At 73.1% G+C, this 20,146-nt stretch carries 26 protein-coding genes and 1 pseudogene; 17 read left to right on the forward strand and 10 right to left on the reverse strand.

Annotated elements, in window-relative coordinates:
* The first annotated feature begins 17 nt into the window (after positions 1 to 17).
* The 10 genes from E4P41_RS02535 to E4P41_RS02580 all read left to right on the forward strand — a co-directional run bounded on the left by E4P41_RS02535 (position 18) and on the right by E4P41_RS02580 (position 5,124).
* Entirely contained in the window at positions 18 to 482 is a 465-nt protein-coding gene (locus E4P41_RS02535; protein ID WP_135139303.1) for an Asp23/Gls24 family envelope stress response protein, read from the forward strand.
* Positions 482 to 856: a hypothetical protein gene (locus E4P41_RS02540; protein WP_135139304.1), complete on the forward strand. Its 375-nt coding sequence runs from the start codon at positions 482 to 484 to the stop codon at positions 854 to 856. The genes E4P41_RS02535 and E4P41_RS02540 overlap by 1 nt, the downstream gene beginning before the upstream one ends.
* Entirely contained in the window at positions 856 to 1,116 is a 261-nt protein-coding gene (locus E4P41_RS02545; RefSeq protein ID WP_135139305.1) for a hypothetical protein, read from the forward strand. The genes E4P41_RS02540 and E4P41_RS02545 overlap by 1 nt, the downstream gene beginning before the upstream one ends.
* Positions 1,117 to 1,152: 36 nt before the next feature.
* On the forward strand, positions 1,153 to 1,338 hold the full coding sequence (locus E4P41_RS02550) for a hypothetical protein (RefSeq protein ID WP_135139306.1): 186 nt from the start codon (positions 1,153 to 1,155) through the stop codon (positions 1,336 to 1,338).
* The gene (locus tag E4P41_RS02555; RefSeq protein ID WP_135139307.1) at positions 1,335 to 1,784 is read left to right on the forward strand and encodes an Asp23/Gls24 family envelope stress response protein; all 450 of its coding nucleotides are present in this window, start codon (positions 1,335 to 1,337) and stop codon (positions 1,782 to 1,784) included. The genes E4P41_RS02550 and E4P41_RS02555 overlap by 4 nt, the downstream gene beginning before the upstream one ends.
* A 25-nt stretch (positions 1,785 to 1,809) precedes the next feature.
* The gene (locus E4P41_RS02560) at positions 1,810 to 2,337 is read left to right on the forward strand and encodes a DUF6286 domain-containing protein (protein WP_135139308.1); all 528 of its coding nucleotides are present in this window, start codon (positions 1,810 to 1,812) and stop codon (positions 2,335 to 2,337) included.
* Complete coding sequence (gene amaP / locus E4P41_RS02565) at positions 2,334 to 2,915, forward strand: alkaline shock response membrane anchor protein AmaP (RefSeq protein WP_135139309.1); 582 nt, start codon at positions 2,334 to 2,336, stop codon at positions 2,913 to 2,915. Before E4P41_RS02560 ends, amaP begins: the two co-directional genes overlap by 4 nt.
* A gap of 182 nt (positions 2,916 to 3,097) precedes the next feature.
* Positions 3,098 to 3,724, forward strand: a complete 627-nt coding sequence (locus E4P41_RS02570; RefSeq protein ID WP_135139310.1) for a phosphatase PAP2 family protein — start codon at positions 3,098 to 3,100, stop codon at positions 3,722 to 3,724.
* A gap of 300 nt (positions 3,725 to 4,024) precedes the next feature.
* Positions 4,025 to 4,369, forward strand: coding sequence for a hypothetical protein (locus E4P41_RS02575; RefSeq protein ID WP_135139311.1), 345 nt, complete (start codon positions 4,025 to 4,027; stop codon positions 4,367 to 4,369).
* The gene (locus E4P41_RS02580) at positions 4,366 to 5,124 is read left to right on the forward strand and encodes a hypothetical protein (RefSeq protein ID WP_135139312.1); all 759 of its coding nucleotides are present in this window, start codon (positions 4,366 to 4,368) and stop codon (positions 5,122 to 5,124) included. Before E4P41_RS02575 ends, E4P41_RS02580 begins: the two co-directional genes overlap by 4 nt.
* Before the next feature lie 201 nt (positions 5,125 to 5,325).
* Here E4P41_RS02580 and E4P41_RS02585 read toward each other — a convergent pair whose 3' ends face one another.
* The 7 genes and pseudogenes from E4P41_RS02585 to E4P41_RS02615 all read right to left on the reverse strand — a co-directional run bounded on the left by E4P41_RS02585 (position 5,326) and on the right by E4P41_RS02615 (position 10,930).
* The gene (locus tag E4P41_RS02585; protein ID WP_135139313.1) at positions 5,326 to 6,420 is read right to left on the reverse strand and encodes a flagellar biosynthesis protein FliA; all 1,095 of its coding nucleotides are present in this window, start codon (positions 6,418 to 6,420) and stop codon (positions 5,326 to 5,328) included.
* Between the two features lie 226 nt (positions 6,421 to 6,646).
* Complete coding sequence (locus tag E4P41_RS02590) at positions 6,647 to 7,114, reverse strand: hypothetical protein (protein ID WP_135139314.1); 468 nt, start codon at positions 7,112 to 7,114, stop codon at positions 6,647 to 6,649.
* A 333-nt stretch (positions 7,115 to 7,447) separates the two neighbouring features.
* Positions 7,448 to 7,621 (reverse strand): annotated as a pseudogene (gene csrA, locus E4P41_RS23760) (carbon storage regulator CsrA); the annotation flags it as partial.
* 70 nt (positions 7,622 to 7,691) lie between these two features.
* Positions 7,692 to 8,096, reverse strand: coding sequence for a flagellar assembly protein FliW (locus E4P41_RS02600; protein ID WP_135139315.1), 405 nt, complete (start codon positions 8,094 to 8,096; stop codon positions 7,692 to 7,694).
* Positions 8,093 to 8,998 carry a flagellar hook-associated protein FlgL gene (gene flgL, locus E4P41_RS02605; protein ID WP_135139316.1) on the reverse strand — a complete coding sequence of 302 codons (906 nt, stop codon included), beginning with the start codon at positions 8,996 to 8,998 and terminating at the stop codon, positions 8,093 to 8,095. The genes E4P41_RS02600 and flgL overlap by 4 nt, the downstream gene beginning before the upstream one ends.
* Before the next feature lie 4 nt (positions 8,999 to 9,002).
* Positions 9,003 to 10,448 (reverse strand): flagellar hook-associated protein FlgK, encoded by a 1,446-nt coding sequence (gene flgK / locus E4P41_RS02610; RefSeq protein WP_135139317.1) that lies wholly within the window; start codon positions 10,446 to 10,448, stop codon positions 9,003 to 9,005.
* A complete protein-coding gene (locus E4P41_RS02615; RefSeq protein ID WP_167760884.1) occupies positions 10,445 to 10,930 on the reverse strand; it encodes a flagellar protein FlgN in 486 nt (161 codons plus the stop codon). The genes flgK and E4P41_RS02615 overlap by 4 nt, the downstream gene beginning before the upstream one ends.
* 171 nt (positions 10,931 to 11,101) lie before the next feature.
* On the opposite strand from E4P41_RS02615, the gene E4P41_RS02620 reads away from it, so the two are divergent.
* The gene (locus E4P41_RS02620; protein ID WP_135139319.1) at positions 11,102 to 12,073 is read left to right on the forward strand and encodes a sigma-70 family RNA polymerase sigma factor; all 972 of its coding nucleotides are present in this window, start codon (positions 11,102 to 11,104) and stop codon (positions 12,071 to 12,073) included.
* A 203-nt stretch (positions 12,074 to 12,276) separates the two neighbouring features.
* Here the strand turns inward: E4P41_RS02620 and E4P41_RS02625 are convergent, their stop codons facing one another.
* The gene (locus E4P41_RS02625) at positions 12,277 to 13,062 is read right to left on the reverse strand and encodes a class I SAM-dependent methyltransferase (protein WP_135139320.1); all 786 of its coding nucleotides are present in this window, start codon (positions 13,060 to 13,062) and stop codon (positions 12,277 to 12,279) included.
* 35 nt (positions 13,063 to 13,097) lie between these two features.
* Complete coding sequence (locus E4P41_RS02630) at positions 13,098 to 14,177, reverse strand: glycosyltransferase (RefSeq protein ID WP_135139321.1); 1,080 nt, start codon at positions 14,175 to 14,177, stop codon at positions 13,098 to 13,100.
* Between the two features lie 381 nt (positions 14,178 to 14,558).
* On the opposite strand from E4P41_RS02630, the gene E4P41_RS02640 reads away from it, so the two are divergent.
* The 4 genes from E4P41_RS02640 to E4P41_RS02655 all read left to right on the forward strand — a co-directional run bounded on the left by E4P41_RS02640 (position 14,559) and on the right by E4P41_RS02655 (position 17,671).
* A complete protein-coding gene (locus tag E4P41_RS02640; RefSeq protein ID WP_209307495.1) occupies positions 14,559 to 15,377 on the forward strand; it encodes a flagellin in 819 nt (272 codons plus the stop codon).
* A gap of 111 nt (positions 15,378 to 15,488) precedes the next feature.
* Positions 15,489 to 16,877, forward strand: coding sequence for a flagellar filament capping protein FliD (gene fliD / locus E4P41_RS02645; protein WP_135139323.1), 1,389 nt, complete (start codon positions 15,489 to 15,491; stop codon positions 16,875 to 16,877).
* 54 nt (positions 16,878 to 16,931) lie between these two features.
* Positions 16,932 to 17,318, forward strand: a complete 387-nt coding sequence (gene fliS / locus E4P41_RS02650) for a flagellar export chaperone FliS (protein ID WP_135139324.1) — start codon at positions 16,932 to 16,934, stop codon at positions 17,316 to 17,318.
* On the forward strand, positions 17,315 to 17,671 hold the full coding sequence (locus E4P41_RS02655; protein ID WP_135139325.1) for a hypothetical protein: 357 nt from the start codon (positions 17,315 to 17,317) through the stop codon (positions 17,669 to 17,671). Before fliS ends, E4P41_RS02655 begins: the two co-directional genes overlap by 4 nt.
* Positions 17,672 to 17,768: 97 nt before the next feature.
* Here the strand turns inward: E4P41_RS02655 and E4P41_RS02660 are convergent, their stop codons facing one another.
* Positions 17,769 to 18,863: a PP2C family protein-serine/threonine phosphatase gene (locus E4P41_RS02660; protein WP_167760885.1), complete on the reverse strand. Its 1,095-nt coding sequence runs from the start codon at positions 18,861 to 18,863 to the stop codon at positions 17,769 to 17,771.
* A gap of 527 nt (positions 18,864 to 19,390) precedes the next feature.
* Here E4P41_RS02660 and flgB point away from each other — a divergent pair.
* Both flgB and E4P41_RS02670 read left to right on the forward strand, forming a co-directional pair.
* Positions 19,391 to 19,738, forward strand: a complete 348-nt coding sequence (gene flgB / locus E4P41_RS02665) for a flagellar basal body rod protein FlgB (RefSeq protein ID WP_135139327.1) — start codon at positions 19,391 to 19,393, stop codon at positions 19,736 to 19,738.
* A 2-nt stretch (positions 19,739 to 19,740) separates the two neighbouring features.
* Positions 19,741 to 20,145, forward strand: a complete 405-nt coding sequence (locus E4P41_RS02670) for a flagellar basal body rod C-terminal domain-containing protein (RefSeq protein WP_135139328.1) — start codon at positions 19,741 to 19,743, stop codon at positions 20,143 to 20,145.
* The last annotated feature ends 1 nt before the right edge of the window (position 20,146 follow it).

Genomic DNA, 20,146 nt, shown 5'->3' on the forward strand with positions numbered 1-20,146 from the left:
GTGGAAGAGGTCCCATCGTGACGCAGCCCCGCCCCAGCTCCAGCAGCACGTCGTCGTCCGAGGTGGCGCAGGCCGCGCCGTCCGGCCTGCAGACCACCCAGGGCACCACCACGATCGCCGACAACGTGGTGCAGAAGGTCGTCGGTCTCGCGGCCCGGGAGGTCGCCGGCGTGTACGCCCTGGGCGGCGGCGCCGCGCGCACCATCGGCGCGCTCCGCGAGCGGATCCCCGGTGGCTCCCAGTCGATCGGTCAGGGTGTCTCGGTGGAGGTCGGGGAGAAGCAGGCCGCCGTCGACCTGGACCTGGTCACCGAGTACGGCGCGCCCATCGCCGACGTGGCGCGCTCGGTACGGCGCAACGTCATCGCCGCGGTCGAGGGGATGACCGGCCTGCAGGTCACCGAGGTCAACATCTCGGTCAACGACATCCACCTGCCCACCGACGACGAGGGCCAGCAGCAGGAGCCTTCGCGGGTCCAGTGATGCCGATCCCGAGCACCGCAGCGGCCGCGACGGCGGCGGAGGCCGAGACGGCGGACACCATCGCCGCCGCAGTCACGGCCTGCCCGGCCGTGGCGGCGCTGCACGGCGGCGGTCTGCGCCGGACGGCCACCTACCTGCCCGGACGCCGCGTCGACGGCGTGCGCCTCGCCGACGACCGCATCGAGGTGTCCGTCGTCGCCGTCCAGGGCGCGCCGGTGGCTCTCCTGGCCGACCAGGTCCGCGCGGCCGTCGCGCCGCTCGCGGGCGGGCGGGTGGTCGACGTCCACGTCGCCGACCTGCAGCTCTTCGAGGAGCAACCGCCGGCGCTGCCGGCCGGACCGTCGGCCGGGATCCGCGCGCCCGAGCTCCGCTGATGTCGTCGCCGACCCCGGAGGAGCGCCGCCGACGCCGTGCCCTGCTGCGGGCGCACCACCCGGACCTCGGCGGGGATCCCGAGGCGTTCATCAGGGCCATGGCCGCCTTCCCGGCCCACGGCAGCCGCACGCCGACACCGCAGCATCCCGCCGACGACGTGCGCTTCGTGTGCCGCCCGCGGGGCCTCGCCCGGATCGCTGCCTGGTACCGCGTGCAGCTCCGCCGCGGGCGTCGGGGCGGCCCGCCCCGTGTGCTCTGACTCCATCCCCGTTCCCGTCTCGCTCCGGAGGTCTCCATGTCACCCACCGTCGTGGGTCTGTTCACCGGCCTGCTGCTCGGTCTGGCCTGGGTCATCGGCGGCTTCGACGCCTTCGTCGGCACCGCGGTGCTCGGTGTGATCGGCTTCCTCGTCGGGAAGGTGGTCTCCGGCCAGCTCGACCTCACGCCCTACCTCGGCGGCGGCGGCCGCGGATCCCGATGAGCACCGCCGTCACCCCCGGCGCCGACGCTGCGCCGGCTGGGACCGGGACCGTCGGGGGCGTCAGCGGCTCCCTGCCGGAGCTCGGGGATCCGGCCGACCGGGGGAGCCTGACCGTGGCCGACCGGGTGGTCGAGCGTGTCGCCGGATACGCGGTCACCCAGGTCGAAGGGGCCAGTGCCGCGCCGCGCCGGCTGCTCGGGGTCTCGGTCGGCGACGTCCGCGAGGACAAGGAGGCGTCCGTGGACGCCCGCGTGGACGGGCACATCGCCACCGTCGACGCCACGGTTGCGATCGGCTGGCCGGCCTCGATCCGCACCGTGGCAGCGAGGATCCGCCAGCGGATCCGCGAGGACGTCGAGCTCATGACCGGGGTGCGCGTGGCCCAGGTCGACATCGACGTGGTGAGCCTGAGCGCACCGTCCACCCACCCCCGCCGCGTCCAGTGACCCCGGCAACGAGGAAGGAGTGTCCGTGCACGTCGTGAACCGGGTCCTCGCCACGCTGCTGGCCCTCGCACTGTTTCTCGGTGGGCTGCTCGCCATCGTCGAGATCGTCCTCGCCGCCCTCGGCCGCTCGCCCTGGCTGATTCCACATCCGCAGTGGAGCACCTGGCTGGCCGAGCAGACCTTCGCCGCCGCCGTCGTCCGGGCGATCCTGATCGGCCTGGTCGTCCTCGGTCTGCTCCTGCTGGTCGCCGCGCTGCGTCGGGGAAAGCCCGGTTCCCTGGCGCTGCCCGGCCGCACTGACGGCGTGCGCGTCAGTGCGTCGCGGCGCGGCATCGAGCGCACGCTGTCCACCGCCGCGCGGCGCGCCGACGGCGTGCGCAGCGCCCGCGTTCAGGCACGGCGTCGGACCGTGCGGGTGAAGGCCTCCACCGCGCTGCGCTCCACCGACGAACTCCAGCAGCCGGTCACCGCCGCCGTGACCGAGCGTCTGGACGAACTGGGCCTGGCCGGCGTCCTGCGCCCGCGCGTCACCGTCTCCCGGGAGTCATCGTGACCAGTGCCCGCGTCAACGGGGTCAACCGCACCGTCCTGGCGCTGCTCGGCCTGCTGCTGCTCGCCGCCGGTGGTCTCGGCCTCGCACTCGGCTTCGGCGCCTTCGGCGACGGAAACCAGCCGCTGCTGCCCCAGGCGGTACGCGACTTCGCCGACGACCAGGCGTGGTTCTGGTGGGCCGTCGCGGGCGGGTGCCTGCTGCTCGCGCTGCTGGGTCTGCGGTGGTTGCTCGCCCAACTGCACACCGATCGGGTCGGTCGGCTCGATCTGACCACCGACGACCGCGACGGCCTCACCACGGTCCACGCCGGCGCCCTCACCGACGCCGTCGAGGCCGAGGCCGAGAGCCTGCGCGGGGTCGCCGGCGCCTCGGCCCGGCTGCTGGACCAGCGTGGTCGGCGACTCACCGTGGCCGTCGACCTCGCCGACCACGCCGACATCGCCGAGATCCGGCGGATCCTGGAGGACCGGATCGTCGGCCACGCACGCCAGACGATCGACGATCCGGACCTGCCCGTGGACGTCGAGCTGCGGCCTGGCAAGGCCCGGACCAGCAGCCGCGGCGTTTCCCGATCGTGAGCCGCGGGGACCGGCGGCCGTCGGCCCGCCGTCCGGGCGCGCGGGTGGTGCTGGTCATCGCAGTGGCTCTCGGGTACGGGAGCCTCACCGTCGCCGTCCTCAGCGGCTCGTGGGTCGTCGATCTCGACTCGGCGGTCCTGCGTCGGGAACCTGCGGCCCGGTGGCCGGAGCTCCGACCCGCCATGTCGGCCCTCGTCCTGCTGGGACAACGCGCGGTGTGCCTGGGCGTCATCCTCGTCTGGCTGGCCGCGCGGTTCGCGCGTGACCGGGATCCGCGCCCGCTGATCACCGTGGCAGTGGCAACCCTTCTGCTCAACGTCACGGTCGGCGCGATGAAGATCCTCACCGGCCGGCTGGGCCCGCTGCAGCTCGGCGACCGGATCGGCGAGCCCGGCGCGGCAGAGGTGTTCACCGTCGGGATGGCCTTCCCGTCCGGACACAGCGCGAACGCCGTACTCATGTGGGCGCTGCTCGTGCACCTGTCGCGGCGCCACCGGCGCCTGGGAGCCGTGCTGGCCGGGCTGCTCGCGGTCACAGTGGGATCGGCGACGATCTACCTCGGCACGCACTGGGTCACCGACGTGTGGGCGGGCTGGGCGGCGGGGGCGCTCGTCCTGTTGGTCCTACCGGCCATGGCGCCGGTGGTCGACCGGATCGCAGCGGTGGCCGACCGCCGTACGCCGGAGGCCTGGCGTCTCGTGAGAACCGGGGACCGACCCCACCGTCGCACGGGTCATCGGGTACCGACGCCCATCACCACAACTGTCGGCCCGGGGAGGCCGGCGGTGGAATGCACGCCCACGCGTTGACCACCACATCGAGGCACCCGCCGGGCGCAGCCCCGAGCCGTCGCCGTCGCGGCTACCGGACGGCTCCCGGGTGCCGACGTGGTCGAGACAGGTGCCGAGCAGGCTCTGGCGGAGCCCCGCGCGTGCCAGGCGCCAGGTCTCCTGGAGACGGTCACGGACCGACCGGGCCCGTCTGCTGGAAATGGGCCCCGCCACGGGTCGATCACGCGGTCGGCCTGCCGATATCCATCTCGTGAGAGAGCGCGCGGGAGCCCGCCGCAGCCGCGGCGCCGTGCCGGTCCCAGCCGCACGGGATGCCCGGTGAGCGCCCTCGCGGCGGGCGGACCCGCCTCCGACGTCCTGCTCCCGCACTGGCTGACCGCGGCCGAGCGCGAAGAGCTGGAGGCCGTCGTGCGACGTGCGCTGGAGGGAACGGCGCTGCACCCGGTGTCGGCCATCCACCTCTCCGACGTGCTGACCGAGCTGCACGTGGCCACGGCCCGCGACGCGGTGTGGCCGGGCTCCGCCGCGCGGGTGCGCCGGGTGACCGGCTGGGGTGCCGACGTCCTGCCGGTGCGGCTGTCGGCTCGCGAGCTGACCAGCGTGCTGACCCTTGCCGAGCTCCCAGCCGCGTTGCGGGCCGCGCTGTCCCGGGACCGACCGTGACCCGGGGCCTCTTCGGCGCTTCCGGGCTGCTGCAGCTGTTGCGCAGCGCGCCGGTCGCGGTGGCCGACGTGCAGCGGGCGGCCGAGGAGGTGCTGCCGGCGCTGGCCACCGGGCGGCTGCGGCTCTTGGTGGTCGACGACCGCGTCGACGGCCCGGTCGTGGTCCTCGAGGAGGACGAGCGGCGGGTGCGGATGCCGCTGCGCGACCTGGCCGAGGACATGACCGACGCCCGCGTCGGCTCGGCGCCCGAGGAGGTCGCCGCCGCGCTGACGGCGTGGGTGCTCGACCGGCCGGTTCCCGACGCGGTGGCCGCCGAGGCCGGCATCGCGGTGCTCGACTGGACCGACCGGACCGAGAGCGCGGTCGGCTGGCGGGTGGTCGTCCGCCGGGGGTCCCGGGCGGTCCCCTGGACGCCGTCGGCCGGCCTCGACCGGCGCGTCGTGGGGCGCGTCCGCGCGGCGGCAGGGGACCGGGCGGCGGCTGTCGACGGCCACCTGCGGGTGGAGGGTCCGGTGGCGCTGTGGTCGCACCCGGAGGTGCCGCTGCTGGCCTCTGCCGTGCTGGCGACCCCGGAGCGGCTGCTCGAGCGGATCGCCGCGGCCGGGCTCGACCTGCACGACCCCCACGTGGTCGTCACGCCGCACTCGCCGCTGGCCTGCGCCGGTGCGGGCGCGGCGACGCGGCTGGCCGGGGAGACCGGCGAGGCGTGCCAGCGGCTGCCCTGGCGGCAGCTCGCGCGACTGCGCTGGATCTGAGCGCGGCGGCCACGGGAGCGACCGCAACCGTCACCCACCGCCGCGACCGAGCGGTCTCCGGCGCCGGGCAGCCGATAGCCGCGTCCGCCGTGGCTCGAACGGAGGGCAGCGCGCCGTCCCCTCCGAGGCCCGTCTACCTGAGCGGCACGAGATCAACCCGGCTCGCTTCGGGAAGTGCCACGTCCTCCTGACGTGAGAAGGTCAGTCCGCGAGCTCGGTCAGCCGCTGCTTCAGCGCCCGCTCGACCCGGTCGGCGTGCACGTTCATGTTGCGCACCGACGTGCCGAGGTCGGCCGACAACTGGGTCTTCGTCCGCCCGCCCCAGGTGGTCAGGTACCAGGTCGCCCAGCCCAGGACGTTCGGCTGGCCGGCCCGCTGGTCGCGGCGTGCGTCCGGGTCGGGAGCGCAGGCGGCGGTCAGCGCATGGGACAGCAGCGTCTGCTCCGCCTCCCCCATGATCTCGTCCGGCGCCTCGTTCGTGTCCGGCAGCATGATCTCGGTGGCGTCCGGCCCGCCGTCCAGGGACTGCAGGTTGCGCAGCCCGTTGAGCGTCGCCACCGTCTGCGAGTTGCGCCGCAGGGTGGCCACGCTCTGGCCCATGTAGGCAGCGAGCTCCTTCTCGCTGGGCCGCCGCTGGTGCTCGGCGAGGAACGCTGCGACCGCCTTCTGCTGCTTGTTCTCCGTGTCGGCGGCGGTGCGGCCGTGGGCGTTGCGGCCCAGGTCGTGCACCCACTTGGACAGCTGTGTGGCGAGGAACGCCCCGAACGGGACGCCCTTGCTCTCGTCGAACTGCCCGACCGCCTTGAGGATCCACTCGCTCACCTGCTGGGTGAGGTCGTCGGGGTCGGGCAGGTGCAGCCGGATCGTGCTCATGTTCCGCTGCAGCCGCTTGAGGCTGACCGGCAGGTAGTGCCGGCACAGCTCGTCGAGGAAGGCCGGCGGCAGGTCACGCGGCGCGCGGCGGCGGACGTCGGTCTCCGCGCGCAGCCCGACGGTGGTGATGTCGCGCCCGGCGCACCAGGCCTTCACCCACTCGGCGAGCACCTGGCCCGTGCCACACGCGCCGTCGACCCGGTACAGGCCCTCGCCCTGGTCGTAGCTGACCGCCACGCCGGCCGGGAGCTCGCGGCGGAAGTCCTCGAGCGGCAATTCCCGGTCGACCCGGAAGTGCACCCGGTCGCACGGGGTGATCGGCGCGAGGGCCCAGCCCTCGGCCTCGGGAATGTCGCCGAAGAGGAGCGGGGCGCGCCCGCGCGCGGCGGCGGGGTCGGCGGGGGTGGCAGTGCGGTCGGACACCGGGACTCCTCGGCGCTGTGGGGAAGACGGCGGCCCTCCTGCAGGGACCCGCCGCGAGCCTGCGAGCGGCGGGGGGCAGGAGGGTCCTTCTACTGCGAAGGGCGGGGAGGACGGGCGGCCTCCCTGCAGGGTCCCGCCGCGGCCCCGTCCCGGGTCCCACCCTGAGCTTGCGAAGGGTGGGAAGGACGGGGTCCTTTCACGGCGGGGGGGGCAGGGAGGTCCTTCTTCAGGCCGGGATCTGCTCGGCCCGGAAGGGCTGCCGGGGCGCGGGGACGACGACCTCGGTCGCCTGACCGGACGCGAGGCGGGCCATGAGGTCGGTGGCCGCACCGCGCTCGGCGTCGCTCGGCTCGACCGCGTAGACCGGCATGTGGTCGTACAGCGTCGTGAACATCGAGCTGACGAAGGCGTAGGCGGCCTGCGCCTGCGGCGAGAACCGGGCGACGGCGGCCCGCGGGCCGAGCTCGACGCCGACGGTCACGCGGGCGACCCGGTCGTCCTTGCTCAGACCGGTGAGCGCGAAGGACACCGCCGGATGTGCACCGGCCAGCTCGGCGAGCGCTGCGAGGCACCGTCGGGTCGACCCGCGGCGTGGCCGCAGCTGCACGTGCACGACGACGGTGTCGGACTCCCCGCCGAAGCCGCCGAGCGGTGCGACCTCGTGGCCGGACCCAGTGACTGCGCTGTGTTGCATCGTGATCGCCCCCTGTGACGTGCTTGGGGCAACTCTCGCGCATCGGAGGTCCGGCATCGGGCACAAGACTCGCCGTGCCCTACGCAATGTGAGGCCATGTCTTCGGCAGGTCTTGCCCGTGTCGGACAGGCGCCCGACCCCCGACGTGCGGTCGTCGGCAGGTGTCGACAAGGAGCAGGGGGCTAGCCCCGGCCAGTTGTGTCAGCCGGCGGAGCCCTTCGCGGTCTCCCCGCGACCCGCCGGCTCCCCGGACACCGACTGCGGATCCGGTGCACCGGCCGACGCGGGGGCGAACGCGGCCAGCGCACCCAGGGTGTCGGCGGTGACCTGCGCCGCGAGCAGGTTGGCCTCGGCGATCTGCCGGTAGACCTCCTCGCGGTGGATCGTCACCTCGCGCGGGGCCTTGAAGCCGAGGCGGACGGTGCCGCCCCGGACCTCGACGACGTGCACCTCGATGTCGTCGCCGATGCGGATCGTCTCGCCGACGCTACGGGTGAGAGTGAGCACTTCGAACCCCTCCATGGGTGTGTGGTGGCCGTCCGTGGCTGGCGGTCAGGAACCGAACCGCCCTGGTGGGTTATCGGCGCAGGGGACGCCGGATGGGATGGGACCCGTCGACGAGCACGACCTGCACGGCCCGCCAGTTGGCCGGGTTGACCACCAGCGGCGCACGGAGGTTGGCCGTGGCTGCGGCCGGCCCTGCGGGCGGGACGGTCACCAGGCAGTACAGGCGCGCCTCCGCCGGGTCGGTGAGCTTCAGGTCGGCGCAGACGGCGGAGGGCAGCGCCGGTGCGTAGTCCGGGAAGTACATGCCCGGGTCGATGGCGAGGAAGCGCGGGCCGTCGGGCGCCATCGACTGCAGCCAGAACAGCCGGCCATCCCCGTCGGCGGTGACCAACACGTAGTCCCGGTGGGCCGGGAACCCGGGCAGGGCCTCGGTCATCGCCAGCAGGGGCAGCGTCGCGACCGCCGAGAGCGTCATCGCAGGAAGTCCACGAGCGTCGGCTGGATCACCTGGGCCGTGGCCTGCAGCGCCGCCTGGTAGCCGACCTTCTGCTGGCTGAGCTCCATGATCGTCCTGGCCAGGTCGATGTCCTCGACGTCCACCAGCTGCGAGGCCAGGGTCAGCTGCATGTCGGTGTTCACCTGACCGGCGGCCTCCATCCGAGCCGAGCGGGCACCGACGGAGGCAGCCGCTCCGAGCAGCCGGTCGAGCGCGACGTCGAGCTGCTCCAGGTCGGCCGCGAGGGCGTCGGGGTCGCCGACCACGTGGTCGGCGATGTCCCCGACGACGGAGAACAGGTCGCCCGCCCCCGGCGTGCCGAAGGCCTCCGGGCCGGTGATGTCGATCCGGATCCGGTCGGCGTTCGACACCCGCCGCATGATCCCGACGACCTCGCCGCCGGCCGTCGGGGGGGCACCGACGTAGCCGCCGGTCGCCACGTCGTAGGCGGCGGAGCCCGTGGTGACGCCACCGAAGAGCGCGCGGCCGTTGATCGTCGAGTTCGCCACGCCGAGGAGGCTCTCGCGCAGTGCGGCGACCTCGACGCGGATGGCCCCCTGCGCACTGGCCGAGGTGCTGCCGGTGTTCATGGCCTGCACGGTCAGCGCCCGGACGCGCTGGACCTGGTTGATGACGGTCGTCAGCGCACTGTCGGTCGCGTCGAGCCAGCTCTGCCCGTCGGAGATGTTGCGGGCGAACTGCTGGACGGCGCTCTGGTCCTGCCGGATCTGCAGCGCCTTGTTGGTCCCGGTCGGCGAGTCCGACGGCGCACTGATCAGCTTCCCGGAGGTCAGCTGCTGCTGCAGTTTCGCCACCGCGGAGAGGTTGCTGTTCAGTCCGAGCAGCGCGGTCTGCGTGACGGCACGATGGGTGATCCGCATCAGGTCACCGCCCCACGAGGCCGGTGCGGCTGATCAGGGTGTCCAGCGCCTGGTCGATGGCGGTCACCAGGCGGGCGGCCGCACCGTAGGCGTGCTGGAACGACAGCATGTTCGTCATCTCCTCGTCGAGGTTGACACCGGACACGGACTGCCGGGCGGCGTCCACCTGGGTGGAGATGACCGTCTGCACCTGCAGGTCGCGCGAGGCGACGGAGGCCTCCACACCGAGGCCGACGACCAGCGCCCGGTAGGTGGCGTCCACCCCGTCGGCCTCGAGGCTCAGGTCGAAGAACGCCTCGGCGTTGCGGCCGTCCGCGGACACGGTCCCGCCCAGGTCGGTCGGCGACGTACCGGCCGCGGCGAGCAGCCCGGGCGTGGTGAACCGGAGGCTGATGTTGCCGGCGTCGACCGTGGCCGGGTCGACCGGGGTGCTGCCCGAGCCGTCGTCCATCAGCGGCTGGCCCGGCGCGCCGGTGGTGTCGAAACCCTGGGCCTGGACGGCGTTGAGCTTCGCCACCAGGTCGCGGGCCAGCTGGTCGAGCGCCTCGCGGTACTTCGGGACGGTCGTCGTCAGCACGGACAGCTGGCCACCGGCGGTGCCACCGACCGCGAGCGTCGTCCCGCCCGGGGCCGTGACCAGCCGGGGGTCGTTCCCGGCCCCGACCCCGTCGGGATCGTCGACGCCGGCGACGCGCAGGCCCAGCGCGGACCCGCTCGCCACGAGCGTCGTGCCGCCGACGACGACGTCGACCATGCCGTCCGAAGCGGTCACCGACGTGGCGCCGACCCGCTCGGACAGCTGCATGACCAGCACGTCCCGGCGGTCGGAGAGCTCGTTGGTGGGCAGGCCCGACCGGGTGGCCTGACGGATCTGGGTGTTGAGGTCGGCGATGGACGACGCCGTCGCGTTCACCTCGGCCGCGAGCGCCTGCAGGTCGTCCTGGGTCTGCAGCCACTGCTGGTCGAGGGTCGCCCGCGTGGTCTGCAGGCCGGAGGCGAGGATGTCCAGCCGCTCCAGCACCTGGCTGCGCACGGCCGGCTCCGTCGGGTCCTGGGCGTTGGCCAGCGCGCTGAACCCGGCCCACACGTCGGCGAGCATGCTCTGGATGCCGGTCTCTCCCGGCTCCCGGAACGCCGCCTCCACCTGGGCCAGCGCCTCCTTGCCGACGGTGAGCTGAGCGGTCCGCGAGGTCTCCACCTGCCCGCGCCGCTCCAGGAACACGTCACGGATGCGGATGACCTGGTCGGCGTCGACCCCCGACCCGACGGGGCTGCTCACCGAGTGGATCGCCGGGACGGCGGTCCCGCCCATGGCGCGCAGCTCGACCCGCTGCCGCGAGTACCCGTCGGTGTTGACGTTGGCGATGTTCTGCCCGGTGACGTCCAGCCCGCGCTGCGACGCCCACAGCGCCGTCCGCGCCGTGTTCAGGCCGCCGAAGGTGCTGCTCACAGGGCACCGTCCAGCGTGACCGCCCGGTGCGCCCGCTCGTCGCTGCGGCCGGTGGCCCCGTAGGTGCCGGCCGACGGCGCCTTGACCGACAGCAGGGCGTCGCCGATGGCGGTCAGCCCGCCCTCGATCAGCTCCCGGTTGGCGTCGGAGAGGCCGCGCAGCTCGGTCACGAGCACCAGCAGCGCCTCGTGGTGCTTGGCGTACAGGTCGTTCCACGGAGCCGGCGCGGCCTCGGCGAGCTTGCGCAGCGAGGGGTTGACCCCCACCCCGAGCCGCTCGGCGAGCACCTCGGTGGCCGCCGCCCGCTCCACCTCGAGGGTGCGCAGCTGGTCGAGCACGACCTCGATCTCGTGCGCGATCCGCGCCAGCCAGCGGGTCTTGCCCGTGACGATGAGGTACTGCTTCTCCTCCGCCTTGAACAGCAGCAGGTCCAGCAGCTCCTGCTCGCGCCACAGCAACGTCGACAGGTGCTGGTAGTCCACGCCCCCCACCGTCCCTCCGTATTCCCCGGGGCAGGCGTCGGTGCTGCCGGCGGGTTCTCACGAGGAGCTTCGGCAGCCCCCGGGTGCCCTTGAGCCGAGGTGCTCGAGTCCGGACGGCAACGTGCCGACCAGGGGGTGCCGTCCGGGTCCGGCCCTGCCGAGAAGGGGAGCGTGAGCCCATCGCGTGCCCAGGCGACCCTGCGGTCCAGTGCCTCTGCCTCGCGCCTCCCCGCCGCTCCGGCTGCCGGCGTCCACGCCCGCGACATCCCGTCCCGGGACGTCGACGCCCTGGTGACCGAGCACCTGCCGCTGGCCGCGTTCGCGGTCAACGCGGTGGCCTCGCGCATCTCGCTGCCCGCCCACGTCAGCCGCGAGGACCTGCTGTCCTGTGCGAAGGTTGCGCTGGTCGAGGTGGCACGGCGGTTCGACCCGGCGGCGGGGGCCTCCTTCGCGACCTACGCCCTGGCCCGGCTGCAGGGCGCCGTCCTCGACGAGCTGCGCTCCGGCGACTGGGCCAGCCGGTCGGTGCGGGCGGCCGCCCGGCGCACGGACGCCGCGGCCGACGCGCTCGCCATCCAGCTGGGCCGCCCGCCCACGCGCGAGGAGCTCGCCGCGAGCCTCGGGATGGCCACCACCGACCTGGACTCGCTGCAGGTCGACGTCCACCGCGCCGTCATGGTGAGCATCGACGCCGAGACCGGCCCGGACGGCGCCTCCCTCGACCTGCCCGACACCGGGGAGTCGCCGGAGCGCGCGCTGCTGCGCAACGAGCGGTCCCGGTACCTGCACGAGGCGATCCGCCAGCTCCCCGACCGGCTCGACGAGGTCGTGGAGCGCAACTTCTTCGGAGGCGAGTCGCTGACCGACATCGCCGCCGACCTCGGCGTCACGCTCTCCCGCGTCTCGCAGATGCGCGCCCGCGCGCTGACCCTGCTGCACGCGGCGATGAGCGAGGTCTGGGAGGGCAGGGCCGTGCCGGCGGACGGTGGTGTGCGGGCGCGCAACCAGCAGCGCTCCTACGTCGACCGGGTGGCCGGCCGCAACGCCCCGCCGGCCGCGGCTCCCCCGCTCCCCCACCCCCGCCCCGTGGCGGTGCCTCCGCACCGCAACCCGTGGGTGACGGCGACCGGTCGCAGCGCCTGAGCGCCGGGCAGCCGGCACACCGCGCAGCGCCCCGGGTCCTCGGCGAGGATCCGGGGCGCTGCGCTGTGCGGGGACGAGGTTCCTGTGGCCGGCCCGGCGACCCCGTCCCGGGTCCTCACAGCCTGCGAGGGTGGGAGGACGGGCGACCCCTCTGCAGGGCCCCACGCCGAGCTCGCGAGGCGTGGGGGCAGAGGGGTCCTTCCTCAGCGCTGGAAGGCGTAAGGGGCCTGCTCGGCGAGGGCCGATCCCGACCGCAGCGCGGTCCAGTCCTGGGCCGCGAGCTCCCTGGCGAGCGACCCGGCCGGGACACGCCCCTGGCGCTCGGCCACGAGCGTCTCCCACCACCCGCACTCCATCAGCCGCTGCGGGTCGACCGCCCTGGTCCGGCGCAGCACGTGCTCGGGAACGTCCTGCGGGTCGGTGTCGGCCACCATGGCGGCCTCGATCGCGTTGTAGTGCTCCGCCAACGTCGTCGACCGGGCGTCGGGGAGGAGCACGACGACGGTCCCGGTCGGCTGGGTGTCGACCTCGAGGACGACGAGGTCGGGACGCAGCCGCTGGAGGACGTGGGTCACCTTGAACACGTCCCCGGTCCAGGCGACGGTCTGCCGGTCCCGTGCCGCCTCGGTCACGTTCCGCGGCAGCATGTCGTCGAAGACCACCACGCTGGTCCGCGTGGCGTACGCCTCCACGTAGATGAAGTCCCGGAGGGCGAACTCCGCGAGGTGCATCCCGTCGATGAAGGCCAGGTCCAGCGGGTCCCCGCCGAAGCGCTCGGTCGGGTTGTTGTGGCGGAAGTAGTCGTCACTCGTCGCCCGCACGAGCTGGACGTCGCAGTCGATCTCGGAGACCACGGTGAACGCCGGGTCGATGCCGATGCTCGGGACCTTCGACAGGGCCATGCTGACCCCGGTGTCGATGCCGATCTCCAGGTAGTTGCGGGGGTGCAGCCGCGCGTGCAGCGCGGTGAGCAGCTCGTGCCGTTCCATGGTGGTCTCCTCGTTCGGGGTCGACGGGTGGGGGCTCAGGCGCCGATGCGGTCCGCGCGGGAGCGGTGCTCCCGGGCCTTGCGCCAGGCCGTGGCCCACAGCTCGGCGGTGTGCTCGGTCAGGTGGTGCGCCAGCACCTGCTCCCGGGCGGCGGCGGTCTGCTCACGGCGCCAGTCGGCGTCCTCGATCGCCCGAGCGATCCCGTTGGCCCAGTCCCGGGGCCGCTTGGCCCGGTACCCGAGGCCGAGTCGTTCGTACTCGGCGCTCGGCGAGCGGACGGCGAAGACGCCGCGGGCGGAGTACTCCAGTACTTTCAGCCAGCTCTTGCAGTTGTTGAACGTGTCGATGCGCAGCGGCGCGACACCGATGTCGAACCGCTCGCCGACCGCGGTCGCGAAGGCGTCGACGTCCTCGACCCACGGGATCTGCAGCGGCTCCTCCGCCAGGCGCAGCCGGTGCTTGGCGTCGGCCCCGCCCCCCATGATCGCGAACCGGCTCCGACCGCGGGTCCGGTCGAGCGCCTGCTGCAGCCCGGACCCCATCTCCTGCAGGTCGTAGGGGTGGGTCCCCACCGTGCCGGTCCAGCCGACCGTCACGCGTTCCGGCTCCCGCTCGTAGGCGGGCGGCAGCTCGGCGATCCGACGCGGGATCGCGTTGGGCACCACCAGGCCGTTGCCGCGGGAGGCGTACTCCCTGAGCAGGTTGGGGGTGGAGACGGTGACGAAGTCGGCCTCCCGGGCACAGGCCTCGGCGATCCGTCCGACGCCCTTGCGGATCAGGACGTCGTGGCCCTGGTGGCCCGGCGGCAGGGCGGTGAGGTGGTCGTCCAGCTCGACGACGACGGCGACGCCCTGGGCCTGCAGCAGTCGCAGGCAGTCGAGCATCTCCCTGGTCTTGGGCAGCTGGAGGACGACGACGTCGGCGCCCTGGGCGTCGACCTCCTTGACCACCATCGGACCTGTCGGGTTCTCCGGGTCGGGGTACATCGTCGTCTTCAGACCCCGCTGGACCGTCACCCGGATGCCGAGGTCGGCCTCCTCGACCGCCCGCGCCGGCTCGGACATGCGGTGGTAGAGGGACCCGATGAAGACGGTGGTGCACAACAGCACGTTCATGGTCGAAAGACGTCCTCACGGCGCCCGGGTGCCGGGCGCTGGTTCCATCGCCCCGCGGCATCGCCGCCCGGGCGGGGGGATCGGAGAGTGGGGGTCTGCGTCCCACCGGACGCCGGACCCCGCGGCCTGCCCACCATCACCGCCGGCGTCCTGCCGTGCCGTCCACGCGCCGATGACACGCCGTCCGGCATCCCGTGCACCCCCTGCGCCCCACGCGCCCGTCCCGCCCCACCGGCGTGCTCGACCCGTCCGGGGGAGGCCCGCGAGAAATCTCCTGCGGTTCGCCTCAAGGTCGGCCCACCCCCGGCCGTAACCACCTCTGCAAGGCCGCAGCACGGATGCAGCGGAAACCGGACCGACCCCATTCCAAGGAGGAACACCATGGGTCTGCGCGTCAACAACAACATCGCCGCGTTCAACGCCTACCGGAACCTGAACGTCACCGACGGCGCGATGGCCAAGTCGCTGGAGAAGCTGTCCAGCGGTCTGCGCATCAACCGGGCCGCCGACGACGCCGCCGGCCTGGCCATCTCGGAGGGCCTGCGCTCGCAGATCGGTGGCCTCAAGGTCGCCGTCCGCAATGCGCAGGACGGCATCTCCGTCGTCCAGACCGCTGAGGGGGCCCTCACCGAGACGCACTCGATCCTGCAGCGCATGCGCGACCTCGCCGTGCAGGCGGCCAACGACGGTGCCCTGAGCGACGAGGACAAGGCCAAGGCCGACGCCGAGTTCCAGGCCCTGAAGTCCGAGCTGGACGACATCGCCAGCAAGACCACCTTCAACGGGACCGAGCTGCTCGACGGTAGCTACTCGTCCAAGAACTTCCAGGTCGGGTCGAACGCCGGTGAGACCCTCGAGGTCACCATCGGCAACATGAGCGCGTCGGCCCTGGGCGCCTCGGGCAACATCTCCTCGGCGTCCAGCGCCTCCGCGGCGATCACCGCCATCGGTGACGCCATCGGAGACGTCTCCACCGAGCGCGCCAAGCTCGGTGCGGTGCAGAACCGGCTCGAGCACAAGATCAACAACCTCAACGCCACCGTCGAGAACCTGACCGCGTCGGAGAGCCGCATCCGCGACACCGACATGGCCCTGGAGATGGTGGCCTTCACCAGGTCGCAGATCCTGTCGCAGGCCGGCACGGCGATGCTGGCCCAGGCCAACCAGAGCTCGCAGGGCGTCCTGCAGCTGCTCGGCTGACCCTGGCCGACCGAACGACCGAGTACCACCAGTGAGGGGGGAGGCCGCCGGCCTCCCCCCTCACTGGCACCCTGACCGTCCACGAGCACACGGAGCCCGGAGGCCCCGAACATGACGATGAGCGTCGGCGGCCTGGTCTCCGGGCTGGACACCAGCACCCTGATCAGCCAGCTGCTACGGGCCGAAGCGGCGCCCCAGACCGCGCTGAAGACCCGACTCTCCCTCACCGAGGCCGCCGCGTCGGCCTACCGCTCGGTCAACGGCCGTTTCGACGCCCTGCGCACCGCCGCCGAGGCCCTGGCGAAGACGGAGACGTGGACGGCGGTCGAGGCGACGAGCACCGCCAGCAGCGTCACCGCCTCCACCGATGCCGGCGCCCCCACGGGCTCGCTGACCTTCGACGTGAAGAACACCGCGACCTCGCACTCGGTGATCGGCGCCGCCACCTACGCGGCCACGACCGACTCCGCCGGCTTCTCGAAGCTGGAGGTCCTCGACGCCGGCGGCGCGGTCAAGGGGACGATCACCGTGGGCGGGAGCGGAACACTGGCCGACGCCGTGACGGCCGTCAACGACAGCTCCTTCGGACTGTCGGCCACGGCGGTGCAGGTGTCCCCCGGCAAGTACCGGCTGCAGGTCACCGCCGACGCCTCCGGCTCCGCGGCGGTCTTCGACCTGCGGAATCCGGCGAACCTGGCACTGCTCGACCCTCCCGACGACTTCGCCACGGTGACGCAGGGCGTCGACGCCACGCTGACCGTGGGTGGTGGGACGGGGGCGTACGACATCGTCTCCCCGACCAACACCTTCACCGGCGTGATGAGCGGCGTGACCATCACGGTCAGCAAGCCGGAGACCGCGGTCACGGTGAAGGTCGCCGGCGACCCGGACGTGGCCGCGACCACGATGCAGGCGCTCGTGGACGCGGCCAACCGGGCGCTGAGCGAGATCACGGTCCGCACCGACCCCAAGGGTGGCCCTGCCGCCACCCTGAAGGGGGACAGCGCCCTGCGCGGGCTGACCAGCCGGGTCCTGGAGGCTGCTTCCCTCGCCGTCGGCGCCGACGGTTCGCCGGCCACCATCGGGCTCCAGCTGAACAGGGACGGCACGATCCTCTTCGACAAGGCGACGTTCACCACCGCGCTGGCGGACGACCCTGCTCGCGCCCGGCGGCTCGCCGCCGGCGGCCCGGCCGGCCCGGGCCCCGACGGTGTCTCGGGCAACGCCGACGACATCGTCCCCGGAGTGGCGCAGCGACTGCTCGCCGTGGCCGAGGCCGCCTCCGACTCGTCCACCGGCACGCTGACCCTGCTGGCCAAGGGGCGCGACGGCCAGGCCGACGATCTCCAGGACCAGATCGAAGCCTGGGACGTCCGGCTCGACAGGCGTCGGCAGCTCCTCACCCGTCAGTTCACTGCGATGGAGACCGCCCTCGGATCCCTGCAGCAGCAGTCGTCCTGGCTCGCCGGCCAGATCGCCTCACTGCCCCGCTCAAGCTGACGGCCGCCCGGCCGATCCTCTCACCATCCCCCGCCTTCCCCTGGAGACTGCCCGATGAGCACTGCCTCTCTCCGTTCCCGCTATCTCGGCGACTCGGTCGCGACGGCGTCACCGCAGCGGATCCTGGTGATGCTCTACGACCGGCTCGTGCTCGACCTCGAGCGGGCCGAGATCGCCCTCGGCGCCGGCGACCGCGCCGAGGCCGGCGCGCAGATCCAGCACGCGCAGGACATCGTCTTCGAGCTCCGCGAGAGCCTTCGCGTGGACGCCTGGGAGGGCGGTCCCCGGCTGGCCGCGCTCTACAGCTGGATGATCACCGAGCTGGTCCAGGCCGGCGTGAAGGGTGACCGCAACCGCGTGTCGGCCTGCCGGCAGATCGCCGAGCCGCTCCGGGACGCGTGGCGGCAGGCGGCCGCCACCCTGGCCGCCACCTCCGCATGACTCCCGGGCGGCCCTCCGCGGCCGGCGGCGAGGAGGCCTCCCGCGACTGGGCCACCGTCCTCGACGAGCTCGAGGGCGAGGTGCTCGCCGCCGAGTCGACCCTCCGGTCCGACCGGGACGACGAGATCGCCGCCTGGGGGCGCCGCGCCGAGGACTGGGTCCCGCCGTCGGGCCTGGGCCCGGTGCCCGAGGACCTGCGGGAGCGCGCCGCCCGGTTGCTGCAGCACCAGCTCGCCGTCGCCGAGGAGCTCGTCGAGCGGATCGTCCAGTCCCGGCGGCAGCGTGACGTCGCCGCCAAGATGTCCTACGGCCTGTCCCGCCCGGTCGCCTCGTACATCGACCGGGTGCTGTAGTCCCCTTCCTCCGAGACCCCCGTGGCCCTGCGGCCACGGGGGTCTCGCGCGTGCGGCGACGGGTCTGCGCGGGTGGAGCCGCGCTGAACCGTGCTCATCACACGGCCTCTGCCTCCGGCCGTCGCGTCGTGTCCCGGACGTGATCCGAGGCTGGGGTGGGCTGAGGCACCAAGTCCTGGGTGGCCTGCGGGGACGGGTGAACCCGAACGGCGACCACGCAGAGGTCGTCGGCCAGGGTCTCATCGGCGAACGCGGTCACGGCGGACACCAGCGCCGCGACCACCTGGTCCACGGGACGGCCGGAGTTGGCCAGGATGACCTCCCGAGCACGTTCCTCACCGAAGAGCTCCACCGAGCGGCCGGGGGCCCGCTGGACCGTGCGCCCCTCGGTGAGGCCGTCGGTGAAGAACAGGACGCCGGTTCCCGGCAGTAGCGGGGCATGTCCGGCCTCCAGGTCGAGGATCTCCCCGCTGACTCCCAACGGCACACCGACCCTGGCACCGGTCAGCGGTTTCCCGGTGTCGAGGTCCCAGGGGGCGTCGTGACCGGCTGCGGCCCAACGGACGCCGTGTCCCGGCGGGCCGATGTTGACGCAGACCGCGGTGACGAAGCGAGAGGCGTCCGGACCGTTCTCCACCAACGCGGAGTTGGCGAGTCGCAACAGCTGCACCGGGTCGCCGGTGAACTGGGCGAAGGTGGACATCGCCGTGCGCACGAACGTGGCACACCGGGCGGCATCGAGCCCGTGTCCCACGACGTCGCCGACCACGACGATGGTGCTACCTCGAGGACCTTCCACGACGAGGTAGAAGTCACCGGCCACCACTCCCTCGGCGGGAGTGAAAGACGTCGCCAGGTGCAGGTTCGGCCGCTCCATCACCTGCGGCGGTGTCAACGCAGAGCGCAGTGACTCCAACTCGGCCAGCTCGAACTCCTGCCGGTGGACCCGAAGGGCGAGAGTTCGTTCGCGCCGCAGCAATCGGGTGACCAGCCAGGCGACGCCGAAGAAGACCAGCGCCCGATTGACGGCAGCCACACCCAGATGGGTGCCGATCAGGTAAGAGTTCGAGGTGAGGAACTCGTCCAGCAGGAACACCAGCATCGCGCCCGCTGCGGTCAGCAGTCCACCGCGCAGCTCGAACCAGAAGACTCCGAGCAGGATCGGGATCAGCGCATACAGGGAGACGGCCATGCCTGGCTCGTCGGTGAGTCGAATGCCGGTGAAGACCATGAGCAGGAGGACGACGAGAATGGCGACCCGCTTGCGTCGCTGAGTTCCTGATCCGCCCGACGACAGCCCCTCCTCACGGGGCGCGCGAGGGCCCGCGGAACCTGCTGCCCGGGACATCGGGCCCAACCTAGCAGTGGACGAGAGCACCACACACCAACCAGGGCGAGCCCGGCCGGAGCACCGGCGGCATCCGGACCAGTCGGAGGACCCCCACCGCCATCGGCGTCACCAGCCTGGGCGTCGTGGTCGACGTCCTGATCGCTCCGGAGAATCCCTCCCGTCACACGCGACGCGTTCACCTCATCGGCCGATTCCGGTCACTCGAGTCGTGGAACCTGGTCACCCCGGTCGCGGCGGACGCCGATGACTGCAGAGCACGGAGAGCGCACCCCTCGCCACGGATCGGCGGACCCTGCACTCGCTCGCGAGTGCCTCCTGCGTACCCGGAGGCCGATCGTGTCCCGCTGCTCTGCCCGAGGAACCGCCCGATGATCGGGGACGTCACCTCGTCGGCCCTGCACACCGCTCTCAACGGGCTCGCCCAGCGGCAGCGGGTCACCGCCGACAACATCGCGAACCTGCAGACGCCAGGCTTCCTCGCCGGCCGCGTCGACTTCGAGTCCGGCCTGCGCGGCGCGCTGTCCGACGGCCGGACGTCGGCCGCCTCGACGGCCACGGTGCGCCGCTCGCTGGAGCCGACCCGCATGGACGGCAACAACGTGAACCTCGACGCCGAGACCGTCATCGCCACCGAGACCGGCCTGCGCTACCAGCTGGCGCTGGGCGCCCTCGGCGGCAAGTACGACGTCATGCGCACCGCACTGCGGACGGCGTGACGATGAGCGTCTTCGACTCGCTGGGCATCTCCGGCTCCGGGCTGCTCGTCCACCGCAAGTGGCTGGACGCCGTCTCCGACAACATCGCCAACATCAACAACGTCACCTCGACCGACCAGGACGCGTTCCAGGAGCGGTTGATCGTGGCGCAGGCGGTCGACTACGGATCCGGCGAGGGCGGCGTCCGCGTGGCCCGGGCCGAGTACGGCAGCGCCGAGGGCCGGCTGGTCCACGAGCCGGACCACCCGCTCGCCGACGCCAACGGCTACGTCAGGTATCCGGACATCGACCTGGGCGACCAGATGACCCAGCTGATCATGGCGCAGCGCGGCTACCAGGCGAACCTCGCCGTCGTCGAGCGCGCCACCACCGCCTACCAGGCCGCCCTGGCGCTCGGGAAGGGCTGAC

Source organism: Geodermatophilus sp. DF01-2 (assembly GCF_004571065.1).
Lineage (GTDB): Bacteria > Actinomycetota > Actinomycetes > Mycobacteriales > Geodermatophilaceae > Geodermatophilus.

What these genes read in the sequence shown, in the direction of transcription:
- fliS (WP_135139324.1), top strand. Translation starts at nt 16,932, where the DNA reads ATGAGCACTGCCTCTCTCCGTTCCCGCTATCTCGGCGACTCGGTCGCG.
- E4P41_RS02590 (WP_135139314.1), bottom strand. Translation starts at nt 7,114, where the DNA reads ATGCAACACAGCGCAGTCACTGGGTCCGGCCACGAGGTCGCACCGCTC.
- flgL (WP_135139316.1), bottom strand. Translation starts at nt 8,998, where the DNA reads ATGCGGATCACCCATCGTGCCGTCACGCAGACCGCGCTGCTCGGACTG.
- E4P41_RS02640 (WP_209307495.1), top strand. Translation starts at nt 14,559, where the DNA reads ATGGGTCTGCGCGTCAACAACAACATCGCCGCGTTCAACGCCTACCGG.
- E4P41_RS02655 (WP_135139325.1), top strand. Translation starts at nt 17,315, where the DNA reads ATGACTCCCGGGCGGCCCTCCGCGGCCGGCGGCGAGGAGGCCTCCCGC.
- E4P41_RS02660 (WP_167760885.1), bottom strand. Translation starts at nt 18,863, where the DNA reads ATGGCCGTCTCCCTGTATGCGCTGATCCCGATCCTGCTCGGAGTCTTC.
- E4P41_RS02670 (WP_135139328.1), top strand. Translation starts at nt 19,741, where the DNA reads ATGAGCGTCTTCGACTCGCTGGGCATCTCCGGCTCCGGGCTGCTCGTC.
- E4P41_RS02540 (WP_135139304.1), top strand. Translation starts at nt 482, where the DNA reads ATGCCGATCCCGAGCACCGCAGCGGCCGCGACGGCGGCGGAGGCCGAG.
- E4P41_RS02600 (WP_135139315.1), bottom strand. Translation starts at nt 8,096, where the DNA reads ATGACGCTCTCGGCGGTCGCGACGCTGCCCCTGCTGGCGATGACCGAG.
- E4P41_RS02555 (WP_135139307.1), top strand. Translation starts at nt 1,335, where the DNA reads ATGAGCACCGCCGTCACCCCCGGCGCCGACGCTGCGCCGGCTGGGACC.
- fliD (WP_135139323.1), top strand. Translation starts at nt 15,489, where the DNA reads ATGACGATGAGCGTCGGCGGCCTGGTCTCCGGGCTGGACACCAGCACC.
- E4P41_RS02570 (WP_135139310.1), top strand. Translation starts at nt 3,098, where the DNA reads ATGTCGGCCCTCGTCCTGCTGGGACAACGCGCGGTGTGCCTGGGCGTC.
- E4P41_RS02545 (WP_135139305.1), top strand. Translation starts at nt 856, where the DNA reads ATGTCGTCGCCGACCCCGGAGGAGCGCCGCCGACGCCGTGCCCTGCTG.
- flgB (WP_135139327.1), top strand. Translation starts at nt 19,391, where the DNA reads ATGATCGGGGACGTCACCTCGTCGGCCCTGCACACCGCTCTCAACGGG.
- E4P41_RS02550 (WP_135139306.1), top strand. Translation starts at nt 1,153, where the DNA reads ATGTCACCCACCGTCGTGGGTCTGTTCACCGGCCTGCTGCTCGGTCTG.
- E4P41_RS02625 (WP_135139320.1), bottom strand. Translation starts at nt 13,062, where the DNA reads ATGGAACGGCACGAGCTGCTCACCGCGCTGCACGCGCGGCTGCACCCC.
- E4P41_RS02630 (WP_135139321.1), bottom strand. Translation starts at nt 14,177, where the DNA reads ATGAACGTGCTGTTGTGCACCACCGTCTTCATCGGGTCCCTCTACCAC.